We start from the raw sequence: 16421 nt of genomic DNA on the forward strand, positions 1-16421 counted from the left end.
ACGATGTGGCAAATTTAAGATCTTCTGCATGGAACCGCCGGAGATTCAGGTCGCCGGCGGTTGTTTTGAATGCAGGCTTTCATATGATTATGACTTGGCAATACAAGGGATTAAAATGAAAAAACCCGTGATGGCACTCACGCTGATATCCGTGGTGTTATTGTTGGCTGGCTGTAAGATTGCACCCGGTAGTCATTTGTCCACGATGGGTAAAAATGTTGTAAAAACCAAGGATGCGGACTTTGACATCAACAAGATCGTAAACGTTTATCCGATTACCCCTCAACTCGTCGATAAAATGCGCGCTTCGCCGGTGGTCGCACAGCCCAATCCGGAACTGAACGCAGCGCTGGAAAACTATGAGTACCGTATCGGTATCGGCGATGTCATCATGGTCACCGTATGGGATCACCCTGAGCTGACGACGCCGGCAGGTCAATACCGTAGCGCGAGCGATACCGGCAACTGGGTGCATTCTGATGGTACGATTTTTTATCCGTACGTTGGCAAGCTGAAGGTAAAGGATAAAACCGTTACCGAGATTCGTTCACTGATCGCAGGCCGTCTGGCGCAGTACATTGAGTCCCCTCAGGTTGACGTCAGCATTGCGGCGTTCCGCTCGCAGAAAGTTTATGTTTCCGGCGAGGTAGAGAAATCTGGTCAGCAGCCGATCACCAACGTACCGTTGACCGTGATCGACGCTATCAACCAGGCTGGCGGGCTGACGGAAAACGCTGACTGGCGTAATGCCGTTCTGACGCATGAAGGCAAGGAAACCCGTATTTCTCTTCAGGCGCTGATGCAGAATGGCGATCTGAAGCAAAATAAACTGCTGTATCCCGGAGACATTCTCTATATCCCGCGTAATGACGGGCTGAAAGTGTTCGTGATGGGTGAAGTACAGAAACAGTCTACATTGCGTATGGATCGCAGCGGGATGACGTTGACCGAAGCGCTGGGTAATGCGGAAGGCATGAATCAGATGACGAGCGACGCCAGCGGCGTGTTCGTGATCCGTTCCCTGAAGGGCGTTCCCAACAATGACGGAAAGCTGGCAAACATTTATCAGCTGAATGCTAAAGATGCGACGTCATTGGTGCTCGGTACGGAGTTCCAATTACAACCTTACGACATTGTGTATGTTACTACGGCGCCGATCGTGCGCTGGAACCGTGTTATCAGCCAGTTGGTGCCGACGATTACCGGCGTTCACGATATGACCGAAACGGTCAGATATATCAGAAACTGGGATTAAAGGCTGAGCGTAGTTGATGTTTGATTCAATATTGGTGGTTTGCGTAGGCAATATCTGCCGCTCCCCGACCGGGGAGCGGCTGTTGCGTGCCCGCTTGCCGGGAAAAGTGATTGATTCCGCGGGGTTGGGCGCGTTGGTCGGACATCCGGCCGAGTCCATGGCGGCTGAGATCGCCGGAGACAACGGCCTTTCTCTTGACGGACATACGGCCCGTCAGCTGACGCCGGAGCTTTGCCGCCAGTATGATTTGATGTTGGTGATGGAAAAGAAGCACATTGAAGCTATCACGCAGATGGTGCCCGAATCCCGTGGCAAGACGCTACTGTTCGGTCACTGGTGCCAGCAGACGGAAATTGCTGACCCTTATCGCAAAAGTCGCGAAATGTTCGAACTGGTTTATCAGCAGTTATCTGACTCCGCTGATGGTTGGGTCAAAGCGCTTCGGCGTTAAGTGATGTAAATGGGAGCGCAATAGCGAGCAAGTATGGCGGAGAAAAAGAACATGGCTTTTAACGTACGGAGCCAGGGTGATGAAATCGATTTAGGAAAGATAGTCGGATTACTGCTCGATAACAAATGGGTCATCGCAATCACTACGCTAGTGTTTGCTTTCTTGGGGATCCTGTTTGCGCTGTTTTCCACGCCGATTTATAAAAGCGACGCTTTAATTCAGATCGAGCAGAGTTCATCAAGCAACCTGCTGGGCAAGCTATCAGATGTGCTGCCGGATACACGTCCGCAATCCGCGCCGGAGATTGAATTGATCAACTCCCGTATGGTGATCGGCAAGACCGTGCGTGAGCTGGGGCTGGACATCCAGGTTACGGAAAAATACTTTCCGCTCGTCGGTAAAGGCTTCGCCAGACTGACGGGAAAAAAACCGGATCAGGTCGTGGTTTCCAAACTGGACGTTCCCGATGAATGGCTGAACCAAGCGCTGGCGCTGAAAGTTAAGACCGACGGCCATTATACGCTGAGTGCGGACAGCATTGAAATTAACGGTCAGGTCGGCAAAACGATCAGCCACGATGGTTTTACCGTATTGATCACTGATATCCGCGCTGACGGCGACTCTACGTTTACGGTAAGCAAGATGGATGAACTGTCTGCCGTCAACGGTGTGTTGAAAAACCTGAGCGTCGTGGATAAAACCAAAGACGGTGGTATTCTGCAACTGAGCCTGTTGGGCGAAGATCGCAGTAAAATCAGCAAAATTCTCAATAGCATCAGCAATAACTACCTGCAACAGAACGTTGAGCGCAAATCTGAAGAAGCGGGGAAAAGCCTGGCATTCCTGAATGAGCAACTGCCTCAGATTAAAGAAGGTCTGGATAACGCGGAAAATAAGCTGAACCAATACCGGCAGCAAAATGATTCCGTCGACCTGTCTCTGGAAGCCAAATCCGTACTGGATACCATGGTGTCCGTCGAGTCTCAGCTTAATGAGCTGACGTTTAAAGAAGCGGAAATCTCCAAGCTGTATACCCGTTCGCATCCGGCCTATAAGGCATTGATGGAAAAGCGGGCGACGTTGCAGAAAGAGAAAGATAAACTGAACAAGCGCGTCAGCTCCATGCCGAAAACGCAGCAGGAGATTTTGCGCCTGACCCGTGACGTACAGGCCGGGCAGGATGTGTATATGATTCTGCTGAATAAACAGCAGGAACTGAACATCAATAAGGCCAGTACGGTAGGGAACGTACGCATCATTGACCGCGCCATGACGCAGCCAATGGCTGTTAAGCCGAAGAAAGGGTTGATCGTAGTGTTGGCGGTGCTGTGCGGATTGATTCTGTCTGCGGCTTTTGTCTTCATCCGGGACTTCCTGAAGCGCGGAATTACGCATCCGGGTCAGCTGGAAGAGCTGGGCATCACGGTTTTTGCCGCGATTCCGCTGTCGGAGAAGCTGTTTAAGCGCAGAAGTCGCCGCAATTCTATCAGTGACGGCAGCCATAACTTGCTCGCCCAGAGCGATCCGACGGATCTCGCCATTGAGGCGATCAGGGGTCTGCGTACCAGCCTGCATTTCGTCATGATGGAGTCGTCAAACAACATTCTGATGGTCTGCGGCGCCACGCCGGGAATCGGTAAAACGTTCGTCAGTACCAACCTGGCGGCGTCTATTGCCCAGTCCGGGCGCCGGGTGCTGTTGATCGACTGCGATATGCGTAAAGGTTATACCCATAAGATCTTCAAAGGGCCGAATAAAGGCGGCTTGTCTGAATATCTGGCTGAGCAGAAAGGTATTGCGGATATTGTTTACCAGACGGAAATTGAAGGTTTACACTTCATCGCGCGCGGAAGAATTCCGCAGAACCCGTCTGAGTTGCTGATGAGCAACCAGTTCAGCACGCTGCTGAGTACGTTAAGCACTGAATACGACCTTATCATTCTGGATACCCCGCCGATCATTGCGGTTACTGAAGCGGCACTGGTGGGGCGTTATGCCGGCACGGCGCTGATGGTTGCCCGTTTTGAAATGAGCACCGTGAAAGAGATTGAAATTGGTATTAACCGTTTCGAGCAAAACGGTATCTCTATCAAAGGCGTTATTCTCAACGCCGTTGAGAAGCGGGCTGCCGGGGCATACAGTTACGGCAATTATAGCCACTACAGATACGAAAGCAGTAATAAAGACGGAGATTAAATTCCGTTAAATGCGGGTTATAAACAGGCGCTAAAAGGCGCCTGTTTTTTTGTGCTGAATACCCCGGGGAATACCAGTACATCGCAGGGAAAAATAAAGCCATCTGCTGGGATGGCTTTGGGATCAGAAACTGGCTTAAAGGCTGATGGGTATTTCCAGACCGAGGCTGGCGCCGACATCGTCAAACGTACCGTGCTTGCTGTCGGTGTACCACAGGTAAGTATTGAAACGTACCCGGCTTTCGAAGTCATAGCCCCATCCCAGCTCAATGCCTTTCAGGGTATCAGCATACGGGAAAGCATGGTTGATGCTTTGGCTTTGAGGGTTAACCTTGGCATACATCAGGCGGGTGCTCCAACGCTGGCCATCTTCCAGCACCAGTTCGACTTTACCGGACAGAGCCTGGCCGTCGCCGCCCATCGCATGTCCCAGCGGATACCCTTGCTGATAATAGCCGCCCTTGTAGATAAAGTGGGTGTAGATAATATTTTCTTTATCGAACTCAGAACGGGTATCGGCCCCTTCGATATGCCAGTTGATCTGGTGCATATCCCAGGCGTGGTGACCTTCAAGACCGACCAGGTAGGTATTCTTGGACGGCAGCATGCCCGCTTCATCTTCACCGACGATTTGCCCATAAACGCTGAGCGGAAGGTTCAGCAGCGGCTGCAATTTGAGGCGGAAGTCAAACCCTCCCAACTGGTTGCCCGGATCGTTCCTGGCGTCGCCCGTGTTGTCGCTTCCGGTTGCGGCGTCCCAAAAGGAATGCCACGACTGCGGTCGTCCGTCTCCGCCCCACATCATCATGCGCGATGCGCCTAACTCCAGGAAAGAAGTCGGCATCATGGTGAAACGGCCGCCAATGAGTTTGGTATCCGGTACGCTGCTATATTGCTCTAACTGCCCGGCGCTAAGCTGGTACTGCCATGGGCCAATCCAGGAGAGCCAGGGCGTTTCAAAGGGAGATTGATCGGCGCGTTGCATCATGAAGCCAATGACCGGACGGGCCGCGTCTGAACGAATCAGGCTGCCGTCATAGCCGGGGCCCCACCACTGCGGAATGGAACCGAATGAAACCCATTGATTGAAGATTTTCAGCGCGCCGTAGGAGCCGTCCAGATTCCAGCGTGACTCGTCATCAATATACTGATCCCCTTCAACGCGTCCCTGGACGTTGACGTCCCAAAATTCGCCGCTGTCGCCGATTGCCAGTCCCAGACCATGGCCGCTGGAAGGCGTATTGGCGAAATCGCGCGGCAAACCGGGGCGATCGGTTGAGGTATAGGCACTGATCCGGATATCTGACTTTATTTCTTTCAAACGACGTTGAACGCGATCCAAAACAATTTGATCGCTGCGCGTGCTTTGTTTGGCCTGTGAAACCACGCGCTCAATTTCTTCCTGACTGAGCGGCCAGGTCGACAGGCTAACGCTGATAACGCCACGGTCAGATAACCAGGCAAGATCATTACGTAAGTCATTATCCGGTGCGATTAATCCGGCTGCGGAAACCGTGAAAGAAAAGAATAAAGGAATTGCACCAGTGAGACTTATCTTATTTAAAATAGATTCAGGCATAGCTTCCCTACCTGGAAAAAAGGGCCAGAGAAAGTCAGTATACGTTATTTATCCCCGTTAAAAGCCGGCCGGACTTTTCCGCGCTCGTTTAATAGTTAAATTTCTCTATGTATTTTCTCATTGGAATTAAAATATATTTTGCTAATTTTTAATATCGCGGGTCATTAACCTTATATTTATTCTTAATAAAACTTTATTTGTTTTGCGAATGAATTGTTGGTTTGATCTGTGTGATTAATTATTTTTGCTGGTTGTTCTGAGAAAAATTACGAATCGTACGATGCAAAAAGGCACAAAGAGACAAATGACAAATAAAAAAATGTGAATGCTCCTAAGTTTTGTTCTTTAGGTGAATTCTTATTACACTCTAATTTAGGTCAATTATCCGCTGAATCATAAGAAAGCTATAATAGTAAACAGGAGTAAGGACGGCATGCAGCTTGCCGTACCTTATTATCAGAAATATATAAGGGGAAATATCAGGAGAACGAGGAGGAAATAATGGTCCAGGCGCTGGGATGTTTATCGAAGCCTAATTTAGGATAGTATTCCTGAGCCAGCGGCGCGGCCAGCAGGATTAGCTTACAATTCGGCTGTAACTGACGGCAGGTCTGCGCGATGAGCGCTTTACCAATGCCCTTATGCTGTGCGGCTTCGGAAACGGCTAAATCAGACAAATAGCAGCAGTAGTGAAAGTCGGTGACGGAACGCGCCACGCCGACCAGCTTTTCGCCTGACCAGGCCGTAATCAGCAAATCAGCATGCTTAAGCATGGCTTCCATACAGGCGCGATCTTCCAAAGGCCTTCTGGCGCCCAGCGACGTTTCCGTCAGCAACTGAACGAACTGCTCAACGCTGATTGGCGTATTAACCTGATAACGAATTTCTTCCGTGTTGTCTGACATGGGTTTCTCCCTGCATGTGGAGGATATTTCGGGTCGTGCCCGAAATCATACTCCCTTCAGTATGAGGGATGAAGCGCGCATAAAAAAAGCGCCTTACGGCGCTTTTTTACGGAAAGAATTACTGAGCGATCTCGACGTCTTCGTACTGCGGCGGCGGCTGACGGAACAGACGGGTAAGGAAGGTCAGGTAAAGTAACCCGATCCCACCCCAAATCAGCCCCAGGGTCATGGAGCTTTGCTCCAGGTTCACCCACAGCACCCCGACGGTAGCGGCGCCCAGCAGCGGCAGCAGCAGATAGCTGATCGTATCTTTCAGCGTACGGTTGCGGCGCTCACGGATATAGAACTGGGAGATCACCGACAGGTTAACGAAGGTGAACGCAACCAGCGCGCCAAAGTTAATCAGCGCCGTTGCCGTCACCAGGTCAAACGAGACGGCGGACAGCGCAACCGCACCGACCAGCAGCACGTTAAACGCCGGCGTACGCCATTTCGGGTGAACGTAACCGAACAGACGCTCCGGGAACACGCCATCGCGGCCCATCACGTACATCAGGCGCGATACCCCGGCGTGCGCGGCCATACCGGAAGCCAGCACGGTGACGCAGGAGAACACCAGAATAACGGACTGGAAAAGTTTACCGGCAACGTACAGCATGATTTCCGGCTGTGACGCATCCGGATCCTTAAAGCGTGAGATATCCGGGAAATACAGCTGCAGGAAGTAAGACACCGCGATAAAGATCACGCCGCCGATCAGCGCCGTCAGGAAAATTGCCTTCGGAATAACGCGCCCGGCGTCCGGGGTTTCTTCCGACAGCGAACTGATGCCGTCAAAACCGAGGAACGAGAAGCACAAAATCGTCGCGCCGGTAATCATTGGGATCAGGTGGGCGTTTTCAGAGGTAAACGGACGTGAACTGACCAGCGTGCCGGCGCCTTCGCCGCCGTATACGCCGTGGATCAACAACCCGGTGAACACCACCATGATGGCAACCTGCACCACCACGATAACGGTGTTGAGGTTGGCAACCAGATTGATGCCGCGCAGGTTGAACAACGTCATCAGCGTAACCAGCCCGAACACGAAGATCCACGGCGCGACGCCGGGGAAGATCGCTTCCAGATAAATTTTGGCCAGCAGAATGTTGATCATCGGCATGAACAGATAATCAAGCAGCGATGACCAGCCGACCATAAAGCCAACGTGCGGGCTGATCGACTTTTGCGCATAGGTATACGCGGAACCGGCAGACGGGAACCGTTTCACCAGTTTGCCGTAGCTGACTGCCGTAAACAGGATGGCGATCAGCGCAATCGCATAGGAGGTGGCAACGTGACCGTCGGTCAGCCCGCTGACGATACCAAAGGTATCGAAAATGGTCATCGGCTGCATATAGGCGAGCCCCATCATGACCACCTGCATCAGGGTCAGGGTCTTACGGAGTTGAACGCGGTTTTGCTGCGGAGCGGCGGTATTAATTGCCATGACGAAGTCCTCCCATGTTCTCAGCCTTTGTAGGGTCAAACAACGTACAAAGCGGAGAAGTCACGGGAAAACGTCGCGTGAGATAACTGGATGTATATTCTGAAAGAGGACGGGAAAAAGAAACGTCAACAGGCGTTGCGGCGCCCGCCCCGTAGTCGCTGCTGCTGCAGCGCATACCGGTGAAGCCCGGTGCGAAAGCAAAAGATTGCCCCATCTCAATGTCCTCAATAACGTTACGGCAATGCCGCTAAAATAATGATTATCATGTCCGGCTCCGGGCCGGCCTCAGTGGTCAAAACGCTAACTCTGGTGCAAAAAAATAACCGACGTCATCAATAAACATCGGCTACTCGCAGGGCGCGTATTTTGCCCCAGAGCCGGGCATCTGACAAGATGTATGGAGGGGGGCGGCGCAAATCTTTTAGGCATTTCGTGCTGTTTTTATTTTCTCATTTATTTTCAATTTGTTATATCAGTATTTGTTGAGTTGCGTTCTCAAGAACGCGCAGCGGGGAAAGTTGCGGGTCCTGCATGGCGTCAAGCGGCAACAGGAAGGTTTGCTCCAGCATAAACTGACCGCTCATCGCCGCGTGCGGCGTTTGATCGGAGAAGCAAATCCAGGTGCTTCCCGGAGGAAATTCAATGGATTGCTGCAAACCCCGCTGTTGATACGCTGTGCTGCCCTTCATTTTGTCATGCAGCTCCAGCATCAGGTGATCGTAATGGCTGCGCTTGCGTTTGGTGATGCCTACAGCCGCCTGCAACCAGCTGCTGAACGGTGAATAGGCTTTCAGTTCAGGCAAAAAACGGGCAGAGAGGCTGGCGAAATCTTCCCCCACGCGCCAGACGCGCGCTTCTCCGTGCGGATTAATATTGCTGAACACGCGGACAATGCGCTCGCCATAGGTTGGACGTGAAGGAAAAGCATCTACGTGCAGACGGGTATCGTCCTTACGCCAGGAGGTATTAGCGCGCCAGGCGGCGATCGGGTGCAGGCGCAGGCTGGTGGTCGGGCTGTGCAGGGCCTGGCGGTAGCCGGGCAACAGACTGCCGAGCAGGCTGACCGCGCAGCGATAGTAGCGATCGACCAACTGCTGTACTTCTTCTGTCCGGCTCGCGTCCGCGACGCCGTTGATGTTTTGCTTTTCAGGCTGATAGCTGATGTTTTTGCGTTTTGGCGAAACCAGCGCCGGCGTGAGCAATTCATGCTCTTTCTTCGTCAGGGGAAAAGCCAACTGTGGTAAATAAAGCACGTCACCCAGTTCGAGCGAATGCTGGATCTGCGGATTTTGTTCAGGGATATCCCAACGGTTGAAAGGCAGTTCAACGATCGCGGTATTAGCGTGTAATGCAGACATGGCGCTTTCTGCTCCACCTGTTTTGTCATGACTTATACTCAGCAACTAATGTAGTTGCTGGCTGAGCCGCGATCGTCACCAAAAAATGCGGAAGGCGGGTTTGAACACAGTTTATTAAAGTTGTTTATAAATTGTTTAATATTTTAATCGGATGAAAACAGAAAGATGATGAATACGATCGACCATTCATTGCTGGAAAAATTGCAGGCCTCACACCGTGCTCGGCGTGAGCGGATTCTGGCGCACAAGAATGTGCATCAGGAAACGCCGGAACTGACGTTGGGTCAGCGGATGGCGGACGGGGTTACCCAGGTGATTGGTTCCTGGCGGTTCATCATCATCCAGAGCATCCTGCTGGCGGCGTGGATGGCCGGCAATGTCTGGTTCGGGCACGGCGCCTGGGATCCCTATCCGTTTATCTTATTGAATTTACTGCTCTCCTTCCAGGCCGCGTATACCGCGCCGGCCATTATGATGAGCCAGACCCGGCAAAGCGACATGGATCGCAAACGCGTCGAAAATGACTTTGAAATCAACGTGAAAGCAGAGCTGGAAATCGAGCTGCTGCATGAGAAGCTGGATCTGATGAAAGAGAAGGAACTGCAGGCGCTGACGGAGGCGGTCAATCTGCTGACCAAACGGCTGGATGCGTTATCCCGTGAGAGGGCGCCGGAAAACGGCGGGGGCGACGCGACGCCTCCCGCCTGACGATGATTAGGCGCTGAAAATCCGTTGCGCCCAGCGCGCCAGTCCGGCGGTGACGGAGCCGAAGTCATCGCCGCCCTCGATGGGGATGCCGGGCAGGCGGTGCGCCAGCGCCCGGCGAATCAGCGGAGAACGTGCGCTGCCGCCGGTGAGGTAGATGACCTGCGGCGTCTCGCCGCTGACGCTGAGCGCTTCGCTGACCTGCTCCAGAATCCGCTCCAGCGGTTGAGCGATGGCGTCCGCCAGTTCGGCTTCGTTCAGATGCTGAAGCAGGCCGTTGGCGACGAAGTCCAGCGCTGTTTCTGTTTCATGGTGCTGTGACAGCGCGATTTTACTTTCTTCCGCGGCCCGCACCAGGCGGTAGCTCAGACGCTGCTGATACACTTTCAGCAGCCGTTTCACCTTATCCGGTTCTGCCGCGCTGCGTACCAACTCCTGCAACAGACGACCGTTGGCGCTGCCGTAAAAATCGTTCTGCGCCGGTACATCGTTGGTGGCGACGGCGTTCCAGTAAGGCAGTGCGGGCAGGGCGATGCCCTTTTCCGTCATTCCGCCGTGTCCCAGCAGCGGCATCAGCCGTTTGAACGCCAGCATGATATCGAGATCGTTACCGCCGACGCGGCAGCCGCTGTGGCCTAACAGGCTGGACTGACGTTCCCGCTGGTCGCGCCAGCGCGGCCCCATCAGCAGCATGGAGCAGTCAGTGGTGCCGCCGCCGATATCCACGACCAGCACGCGCTTCTCTTCCTGTAACGTAGCTTCGAAGTCCAGTCCGGCGGCGACGGGCTCAAACTGAAAGACCACGTCCTGAATACCCGCCCGCCGCGCCGCCCGTTCAAGGATCCCCTGAGCCTGCCGGTTAGCCTCTTCGCCGCCGTTCCCCTGGAAGTTGATTGGGCGGCCGATCACGGCCTGATCGACGGGCTGTTGCAGCGTGCTTTCCGCCAACGTGCGAATATGCAGCATCATGGCGCAAACCAGATCTTCAAACAGCGCGATCTGCGGCGGTTTCAGGCCGTTGGCGCCAAGAAATGATTTGGGCGATTTAACGAAGTAGACCTCTTCCGGATCGGCGATATAAATCCCCAGCGCTTTCAGCCCGAACTGCACGCTGTCCGTATTGACCTGAATGTCTTCTTCCCGGTTGTAGCGCATCGCACGCCGCAGCAAATCCTGATTTTCTTCGTCGCCGGCGGGCACGTTACGGCAGCGGTTGAGCCATTCGCTCACCGCCTCCCGCACGGGCGCGCACAACATCGAGGGCAGATACGGCGATCCCTGTTCCAGCGGCAGCAACTGCGGATGATTTTCCCGCATTACCGCCACAGAGCAGTTGGCCGTTCCGTAGTCAAAACCAATAAACATACTCTTTTCCCCATGCCAATGAAGGGCGGCGACTTTACTTCATTGCGCAAACGGGAGCAACCAAGCGGGAGAATATTAATGTCCGAAATCCGCGAGTCGCCGGCGATGTTCGGGAGTAGACTGTAAACATCAACAGACGGGAGAGAAAAATGAACGGTGATCAAACGCTGTGGTACGCGGCCCTGAAGGCGCGCGATCCCAAATTCGACGGGCGGATCTTCGTCGGCGTCTCATCGACCGGCATTTATTGCCGTCCGGTTTGCAGCGCCCGCACGCCAAAAGCGGAAAACTGCCATTTTTACCCGAGCGCCGCCGCCGCCGAACGTGACGGTTACCGTCCCTGCCTGAAGTGCCGGCCTGAGCTGGCCCCCGGTTTGTCGGTGGTCGATCTCTCCGGACGTTACATTCAGGTCGCAATCCGGCTGATTGAACAAGGTTTCCTGAATAGCCATAGCTGTGAAGAACTGGCGGCCCGGCTGGGGATTTCCGATCGACAACTGCGGCGGGTTTTTGCCGCCAGCTTCGGCGCTTCTCCGGTTGAGTATGCCCAGTCCTGCCGCCTGCTGCAGGCAAAGCGGCTGCTGATGGATACCCGGCTGCCGCTGGCGGAAGTGGCGCTGAGCGCCGGGTTCAGCAGTCTGCGGCGTTTCAATGAGTTGTTCAGCGCCCGTTACCGTATGACGCCGTCGTCACTGCGAACGCAAAGTACCGGCCAGGATGACGGGCTGACGCTGTTCCTGAGCTATCGGCCGCCCTACGACTGGCCGTGGATGATGAGGTTTCTTGCCTCGCGTGCCGTTGACGGCGTGGACTGCGTGACCGCGGAAGGGCACTACCTGCGCAGCCTGCGCGCCGGGAGCGGGGAAACGGCGGCGTGGGGATGGATCAGGGTCGTCCCGGAAGAAAAACGATCGCGGGTCAGGGTTCAGGTTGCGCCCGCGCTGACGCGCCATGTGCCGGAGGTGCTGCGCCGGGTACGGCAGTTGCTGGATCTGGACGCCGATCCGCAGGCGATCCTGAATGACCTGCGTGAGCTGGCTGCGGACAGTCCGGGGCTAAGATTGCCGGGGTGTGTCGATGCGTTCGAGCAGTCGGTGCGGGCAATCCTCGGCCAGGTCGTCAGCGTGCGTATGGCGGCGCGCTTTGCCGGCGAGGTGGCCCGCTGCTGGGGGCAGGCGATCGAGACGCCGTTCGGCGAAATCACTCACCTGTTTCCTGAAGCGCGCACGTTGGCGCAGGTCGCGCCGGAAGAACTGAAAAGCATCGGCATTCCGCTGCGGCGTGCGGCCAGCGTGGTGTTACTCGCCGCCGCGGTGTGTGAAGGGCGGCTGTCGCTGGACAATGTGCTGGACGTTGAAGGCCAGATCGCCGTACTGACGGCCATTCCCGGTATCGGCAAGTGGACGGCGACCTATGTCGCCATGCGCGCCTGGAGCTGGCCGGATGCGTTTTTGCAAGATGACTACCTGATTAAACAGCGTTTTCCCGGCATGACGCCGGGGAAAATAGCGCGCTATGCGGAGCGTTGGCGGCCCTGGCGGGCTTATGCCACGCTGCATTTGTGGCATAACGACAATTGGCTGCAACAACAACCGGCTGCAACGGCCGTAAACGGAGATGCATGATGAACTACCATGATGTAATGACGCCTCAGGGGCTGCTGCGCGTTTTGTTCGACGAAGAAAACGTTCACGGCATCTATTTTGAAGGGCAAAAGTATTGGCCGGATTTCTCCGGACATCATCCGTCGCCGTCGCATCCGTTGGCACAACGGGCCGAACAACAACTACGGGAATATTTCGACGGCGGGCGCAGCGACTTTGATTTACCGCTGGCGGTGCGGGGGACGCCCTTCCAGCAATCGGTATGGCGCGCGCTGCTGACGATCCCGGCCGGTGAAACCTGCTCCTATATGGCGCTGGCGGTCGGGCTGGGCAATCCGCGCGGAGTACGCGCCGTGGCGCAGGCCATCGGCCGTAATCCGTGGTCGGTGGTGGTGCCCTGCCACCGCGTTATCGGTTCCTCCGGCAGCCTGACGGGCTACGCCGGCGGCGTGAACCGCAAAGCCTGGCTGCTGGAGCATGAACGCAAGATCGCATCTTAGTTGATGCCGAAATAGCCGCGCCGCAGTTGCTCCTGAAGCGATGCCGGCGCACCGGCGACCGGGCCGAAAATCAAATTCACCCCAATGCTGCCGAGCGTCTGTTTCTTGGCCTCTGAATCCACCGGCCCGGCGATGGTTTGAATTCCGTTGCGGTCGGTGCTGCCGTTGATAATTGACACCATGACTTCATCCATCTGCGAGCTGTGTACGTTGGCGATAAGCGAGCGGTTAATGATGACGTAATCAATTTGCAGGCTCTTTATTTGATCCAGCAGGCCAAGGTTCAGCCCGAACTCATCGACGATCAGGCGACATCCCTTCGCCTTCAGTGCGCTCAGCGTGTCCCTGAGTTGTATCGTATGGTCGGTGATGACGCTCTCTTTGACGATAAACAGCAGGCGGCTGGCAGGAAGCGCGGATTGATCCAGCAACGCCAGCAGATCGTGGCAAAAAGCCGCATCCGCCAGGCTGACGGCCGACAGCGGTATCGCCAGACTGATACCGATATTTTTCAGCGCGGCGCCGTAATGTTGCAGCAGGATATCCAGCAACCGGCGCTCAACCTCTTTCTGTTTCTGATGTTGTATGCAGGCGCGTAAAAAGAAATCCGGCGGGATCTGTGTGCCGTCCGCTCTCCGGGCTTCCGCTTCAAGGATGAAAAACGCGGCCGTGTGCGGCATGGCGGGCGGCGCCGTGATTGTCAGCAGTGGTTGCAGCAGCCCGACATCCAGAATGGCGTCGATTTCGGCGGCATCCGGTACGCGCAGGGGGGAGGTGGCATCTTCTTTTTGCCCGGACTCATAGGCCACAACCTGGCCGCGTCCGCTGTGCTTGGCGGTGTAACAGGCGGTGTCCGCCTGGCTCATCAGCCGGGCGGGCATGGCGTTCGTTGAGGAGATCTGTGTCATCCCGGCGCTGGCGCCGATGCGATAGAGCCGATCCTCCCAATGAAAGCGGTAATCATTAATTTGGCCGACGAGAGTTTCGATAAGCCGCTGCGCCTGAGGAAGCGCCATATCTGTCAGGATCAGCGCAAACTCATCGCCGCCCAGGCGCGACAACGTATCATCGGGGCGGATATGGGACTGCATCAGTTGGCTGACGTGACGCAGCAACTCATCTCCGGCGGCATGTCCTGCGGAATCATTGACGTTTTTGAAGTGATCGAGATCCAGGAAAACCAGCGAATGCACCCGCCGTTCCTCAATGGCCTGCTGTTGGGCCTTCTTCAGCTTCTGGGCGAAATGCGTACGGTTTGGCAAGCCGGTCAGGGGATCGTGCAGGGCGCTGTATGACAGGCGTCGCATCAGTTCGCGGGATTCGCTGACGTCCTGGAAAACCAGCACGCATCCCATCAGTTCGCCGTTCACGTCTTTCAGGGCGGAAACGTTGCTCTGAACGTCAAACCATCGTCCGTCGGTGCCGTGCAGGATCAACCCCTCCTCGGTGGCGTGTTCCCGGGCGGCGCCGAGGCACAGCAGCGGATTCTCGATGCGTTTTCCTTCGACGCCTTCGGAAAGGTGTACCACCTCGTCAATCGGACGGCCTTCCGCCTGTTCCCGGCTCAGTCCGAGCATTTTTTCCGCCACCGGGTTCAGAAAGGTGACGGACATATGCTGATCGGTGCAGATCACCGCGTTGGAGATGGCGTTGAGCGTAATGTGCAGCCGTTCTTTTTCTTCATACAGGCGGGCCATCAGTTCCTGGTTCAGGCGTTCATTGTTTTTCTGGGCGGTGATTTCTTTCACCTGGGAGAGAAAATGCAGCGGCTGCCCGTGCGGATCGCGTACCAGAGAAACACTCAGCAGCACCCAGATAACCTGCTTATTTCTGCTGAGGTAACGTTTTTCGAGCGAATAGTGGTCAATCTCCCCGGATAAAAGCCGCTGCAACAGCTTGAGATCGCTTTCCAGATCGTCCGGATGGGTGATGTCCTGAAACGTCATACGTTGCAGCGTTTCGGCCGGATAATCCAGCAACTGGCACAGTGCCTGGTTTACCCGCAGCCATTTGCCGTCCGGGGCGACCAGCGCGGTACCGATGGCCGAATATTCGATCATATTACGAAACAGCCGCTCGCTTTCGCTGATGTGGCGGCGTTCGGTACGCAGGGCGCGCATCAATACCGCCATGGTTCCGCTGGGGATTAAAATCAGCAATAACGGGGTGAACAGCAGCGGCTCGCTGATCCCGGGATAGAAGTTACGGATCTCAATTGTGTGGTAGGCCATCAGACCGGCCAGCAGAAAAATAACCGCCAGAAAGAGCACAAATGCTTCCATGAGCGGCAAACGAATCGCCGCCCATAGCATGGGAATAATGACGAAAATAAACGGAAACGGCAGATAGCGCATGGCGTAATAGCAGTAAAGCAGGGTCAGGATCAGCGTGACCAGCGTTTCGAACCGCATCGGGTGCTTCATTATCCGGTCCAGATAGCCACGGGAGCAGAGCAGGCCCAGCGGCGTCAGCGCCATGATGCTGGTGGCTTCCGACATAAACCAAACGCCGAAGGCGTTGCCGAACGAGGTGTGGGCTTGACCGGCAATGATGAAAGCCGCCGGCAGTGCGCTGAGCAGCGGAGCGAAAATAACGCCGCAGGCGATAAAGCGCAGCCAGTCATTTAACCCTTCAAACGGATGGTCTGGGTTCAGCAAGCGGGTCAGCAGCAGGGCGCCCGTCAATGCTTCGAACTGATTAATCAGCGGAAGCTGAACGGAAAGCCAGGACAGCGGCAGCAGGCTCCAACTGGCCAGCATGGTGGCCAGGGCCGCGACCGCCAGAAAGGCGGGCCATTGGCGCTTTGGCGTATGAAACAGCACAGAGATCGTGACCGAAGGGGGAAACCACAACGAGGCCAGGGCCGTCGCGTGCTGGGTCAGGGAGATACAGAAAAAGGCCAGCGCGTAGATGAGAACGGCGAAGCCGAGCAGCATGAAAACCGGTCGTCGTTTTTCCGCGTCCGGGGAGTCGAAGCTGATATCCATAACGGTTCCTTCTGGTTTGTGAACGCCA

The 16421-nt window shown here is 55.1% G+C and carries 12 protein-coding genes; 6 read left to right on the forward strand and 6 right to left on the reverse strand.

Annotated features, from left to right (window positions below):
* Positions 1-115 precede the first annotated feature (115 nt).
* From C8D90_RS13455 to C8D90_RS13465, 3 genes are read left to right on the forward strand one after another with little or no spacing between them, the layout of a single operon-like run.
* Positions 116-1255, forward strand: coding sequence for a polysaccharide export protein (locus C8D90_RS13455; RefSeq protein ID WP_115459218.1), 1140 nt, complete (start codon positions 116-118; stop codon positions 1253-1255).
* A 16-nt stretch (positions 1256-1271) separates the two neighbouring features.
* On the forward strand, positions 1272-1706 hold the full coding sequence (locus C8D90_RS13460; RefSeq protein ID WP_115458976.1) for an arsenate reductase/protein-tyrosine-phosphatase family protein: 435 nt from the start codon (positions 1272-1274) through the stop codon (positions 1704-1706).
* Positions 1707-1739: 33 nt separating this feature from the next.
* Positions 1740-3902: a polysaccharide biosynthesis tyrosine autokinase gene (locus C8D90_RS13465; RefSeq protein ID WP_115458977.1), complete on the forward strand. Its 2163-nt coding sequence runs from the start codon at positions 1740-1742 to the stop codon at positions 3900-3902.
* Positions 3903-4037: 135 nt separating this feature from the next.
* Here C8D90_RS13465 and C8D90_RS13470 read toward each other — a convergent pair whose 3' ends face one another.
* The 4 genes from C8D90_RS13470 to C8D90_RS13485 form a co-directional block, all read right to left on the reverse strand.
* The gene (locus C8D90_RS13470) at positions 4038-5480 is read right to left on the reverse strand and encodes a capsule assembly Wzi family protein (RefSeq protein WP_115458978.1); all 1443 of its coding nucleotides are present in this window, start codon (positions 5478-5480) and stop codon (positions 4038-4040) included.
* A 479-nt stretch (positions 5481-5959) separates the two neighbouring features.
* On the reverse strand, positions 5960-6385 hold the full coding sequence (locus C8D90_RS13475; protein WP_115458979.1) for a GNAT family N-acetyltransferase: 426 nt from the start codon (positions 6383-6385) through the stop codon (positions 5960-5962).
* A 118-nt stretch (positions 6386-6503) separates the two neighbouring features.
* Positions 6504-7874: an APC family permease gene (locus tag C8D90_RS13480; protein WP_115458980.1), complete on the reverse strand. Its 1371-nt coding sequence runs from the start codon at positions 7872-7874 to the stop codon at positions 6504-6506.
* A gap of 467 nt (positions 7875-8341) precedes the next feature.
* Positions 8342-9232: a Kdo hydroxylase family protein gene (locus C8D90_RS13485; protein ID WP_115458981.1), complete on the reverse strand. Its 891-nt coding sequence runs from the start codon at positions 9230-9232 to the stop codon at positions 8342-8344.
* Positions 9233-9397: 165 nt separating this feature from the next.
* Here C8D90_RS13485 and C8D90_RS13490 point away from each other — a divergent pair, with 165 nt between their 5' ends.
* Positions 9398-9940, forward strand: coding sequence for a DUF1003 domain-containing protein (locus C8D90_RS13490; protein WP_230473018.1), 543 nt, complete (start codon positions 9398-9400; stop codon positions 9938-9940).
* A 6-nt stretch (positions 9941-9946) separates the two neighbouring features.
* Here the strand turns inward: C8D90_RS13490 and yegD are convergent, their stop codons facing one another.
* Positions 9947-11302 carry a molecular chaperone gene (gene yegD / locus C8D90_RS13495; RefSeq protein WP_115458982.1) on the reverse strand — a complete coding sequence of 452 codons (1356 nt, stop codon included), beginning with the start codon at positions 11300-11302 and terminating at the stop codon, positions 9947-9949.
* Positions 11303-11451: 149 nt separating this feature from the next.
* Between yegD and alkA the strand changes: the two genes are divergently transcribed.
* Complete coding sequence (gene alkA, locus C8D90_RS13500; protein WP_115458983.1) at positions 11452-12927, forward strand: DNA-3-methyladenine glycosylase 2; 1476 nt, start codon at positions 11452-11454, stop codon at positions 12925-12927.
* A complete protein-coding gene (locus C8D90_RS13505) occupies positions 12924-13406 on the forward strand; it encodes a methylated-DNA--[protein]-cysteine S-methyltransferase (protein WP_230473019.1) in 483 nt (160 codons plus the stop codon). Before alkA ends, C8D90_RS13505 begins: the two co-directional genes overlap by 4 nt.
* Here the strand turns inward: C8D90_RS13505 and C8D90_RS13510 are convergent.
* A complete protein-coding gene (locus C8D90_RS13510) occupies positions 13403-16393 on the reverse strand; it encodes a diguanylate cyclase domain-containing protein (RefSeq protein WP_115458985.1) in 2991 nt (996 codons plus the stop codon). The genes C8D90_RS13505 and C8D90_RS13510 overlap by 4 nt on opposite strands.
* Between the last annotated feature and the right edge of the window lie 28 nt (positions 16394-16421).

Source organism: Enterobacillus tribolii, from assembly GCF_003363015.1.
GTDB lineage: Bacteria > Pseudomonadota > Gammaproteobacteria > Enterobacterales > Enterobacteriaceae > Enterobacillus > Enterobacillus tribolii.

Excerpts from the sequence above, each read along its gene's own strand:
- C8D90_RS13455 (WP_115459218.1), top strand. The coding sequence starts at position 116 with ATGAAAAAACCCGTGATGGCACTCACGCTGATATCCGTGGTGTTATTG.
- C8D90_RS13460 (WP_115458976.1), top strand. The coding sequence starts at position 1,272 with ATGTTTGATTCAATATTGGTGGTTTGCGTAGGCAATATCTGCCGCTCC.
- C8D90_RS13465 (WP_115458977.1), top strand. The coding sequence starts at position 1,740 with ATGGCGGAGAAAAAGAACATGGCTTTTAACGTACGGAGCCAGGGTGAT.
- C8D90_RS13470 (WP_115458978.1), bottom strand. The coding sequence starts at position 5,480 with ATGCCTGAATCTATTTTAAATAAGATAAGTCTCACTGGTGCAATTCCT.
- C8D90_RS13475 (WP_115458979.1), bottom strand. The coding sequence starts at position 6,385 with ATGTCAGACAACACGGAAGAAATTCGTTATCAGGTTAATACGCCAATC.
- C8D90_RS13480 (WP_115458980.1), bottom strand. The coding sequence starts at position 7,874 with ATGGCAATTAATACCGCCGCTCCGCAGCAAAACCGCGTTCAACTCCGT.
- C8D90_RS13485 (WP_115458981.1), bottom strand. The coding sequence starts at position 9,232 with ATGTCTGCATTACACGCTAATACCGCGATCGTTGAACTGCCTTTCAAC.
- C8D90_RS13490 (WP_230473018.1), top strand. The coding sequence starts at position 9,398 with ATGATGAATACGATCGACCATTCATTGCTGGAAAAATTGCAGGCCTCA.
- yegD (WP_115458982.1), bottom strand. The coding sequence starts at position 11,302 with ATGTTTATTGGTTTTGACTACGGAACGGCCAACTGCTCTGTGGCGGTA.
- alkA (WP_115458983.1), top strand. The coding sequence starts at position 11,452 with ATGAACGGTGATCAAACGCTGTGGTACGCGGCCCTGAAGGCGCGCGAT.
- C8D90_RS13505 (WP_230473019.1), top strand. The coding sequence starts at position 12,924 with ATGATGAACTACCATGATGTAATGACGCCTCAGGGGCTGCTGCGCGTT.
- C8D90_RS13510 (WP_115458985.1), bottom strand. The coding sequence starts at position 16,393 with ATGGATATCAGCTTCGACTCCCCGGACGCGGAAAAACGACGACCGGTT.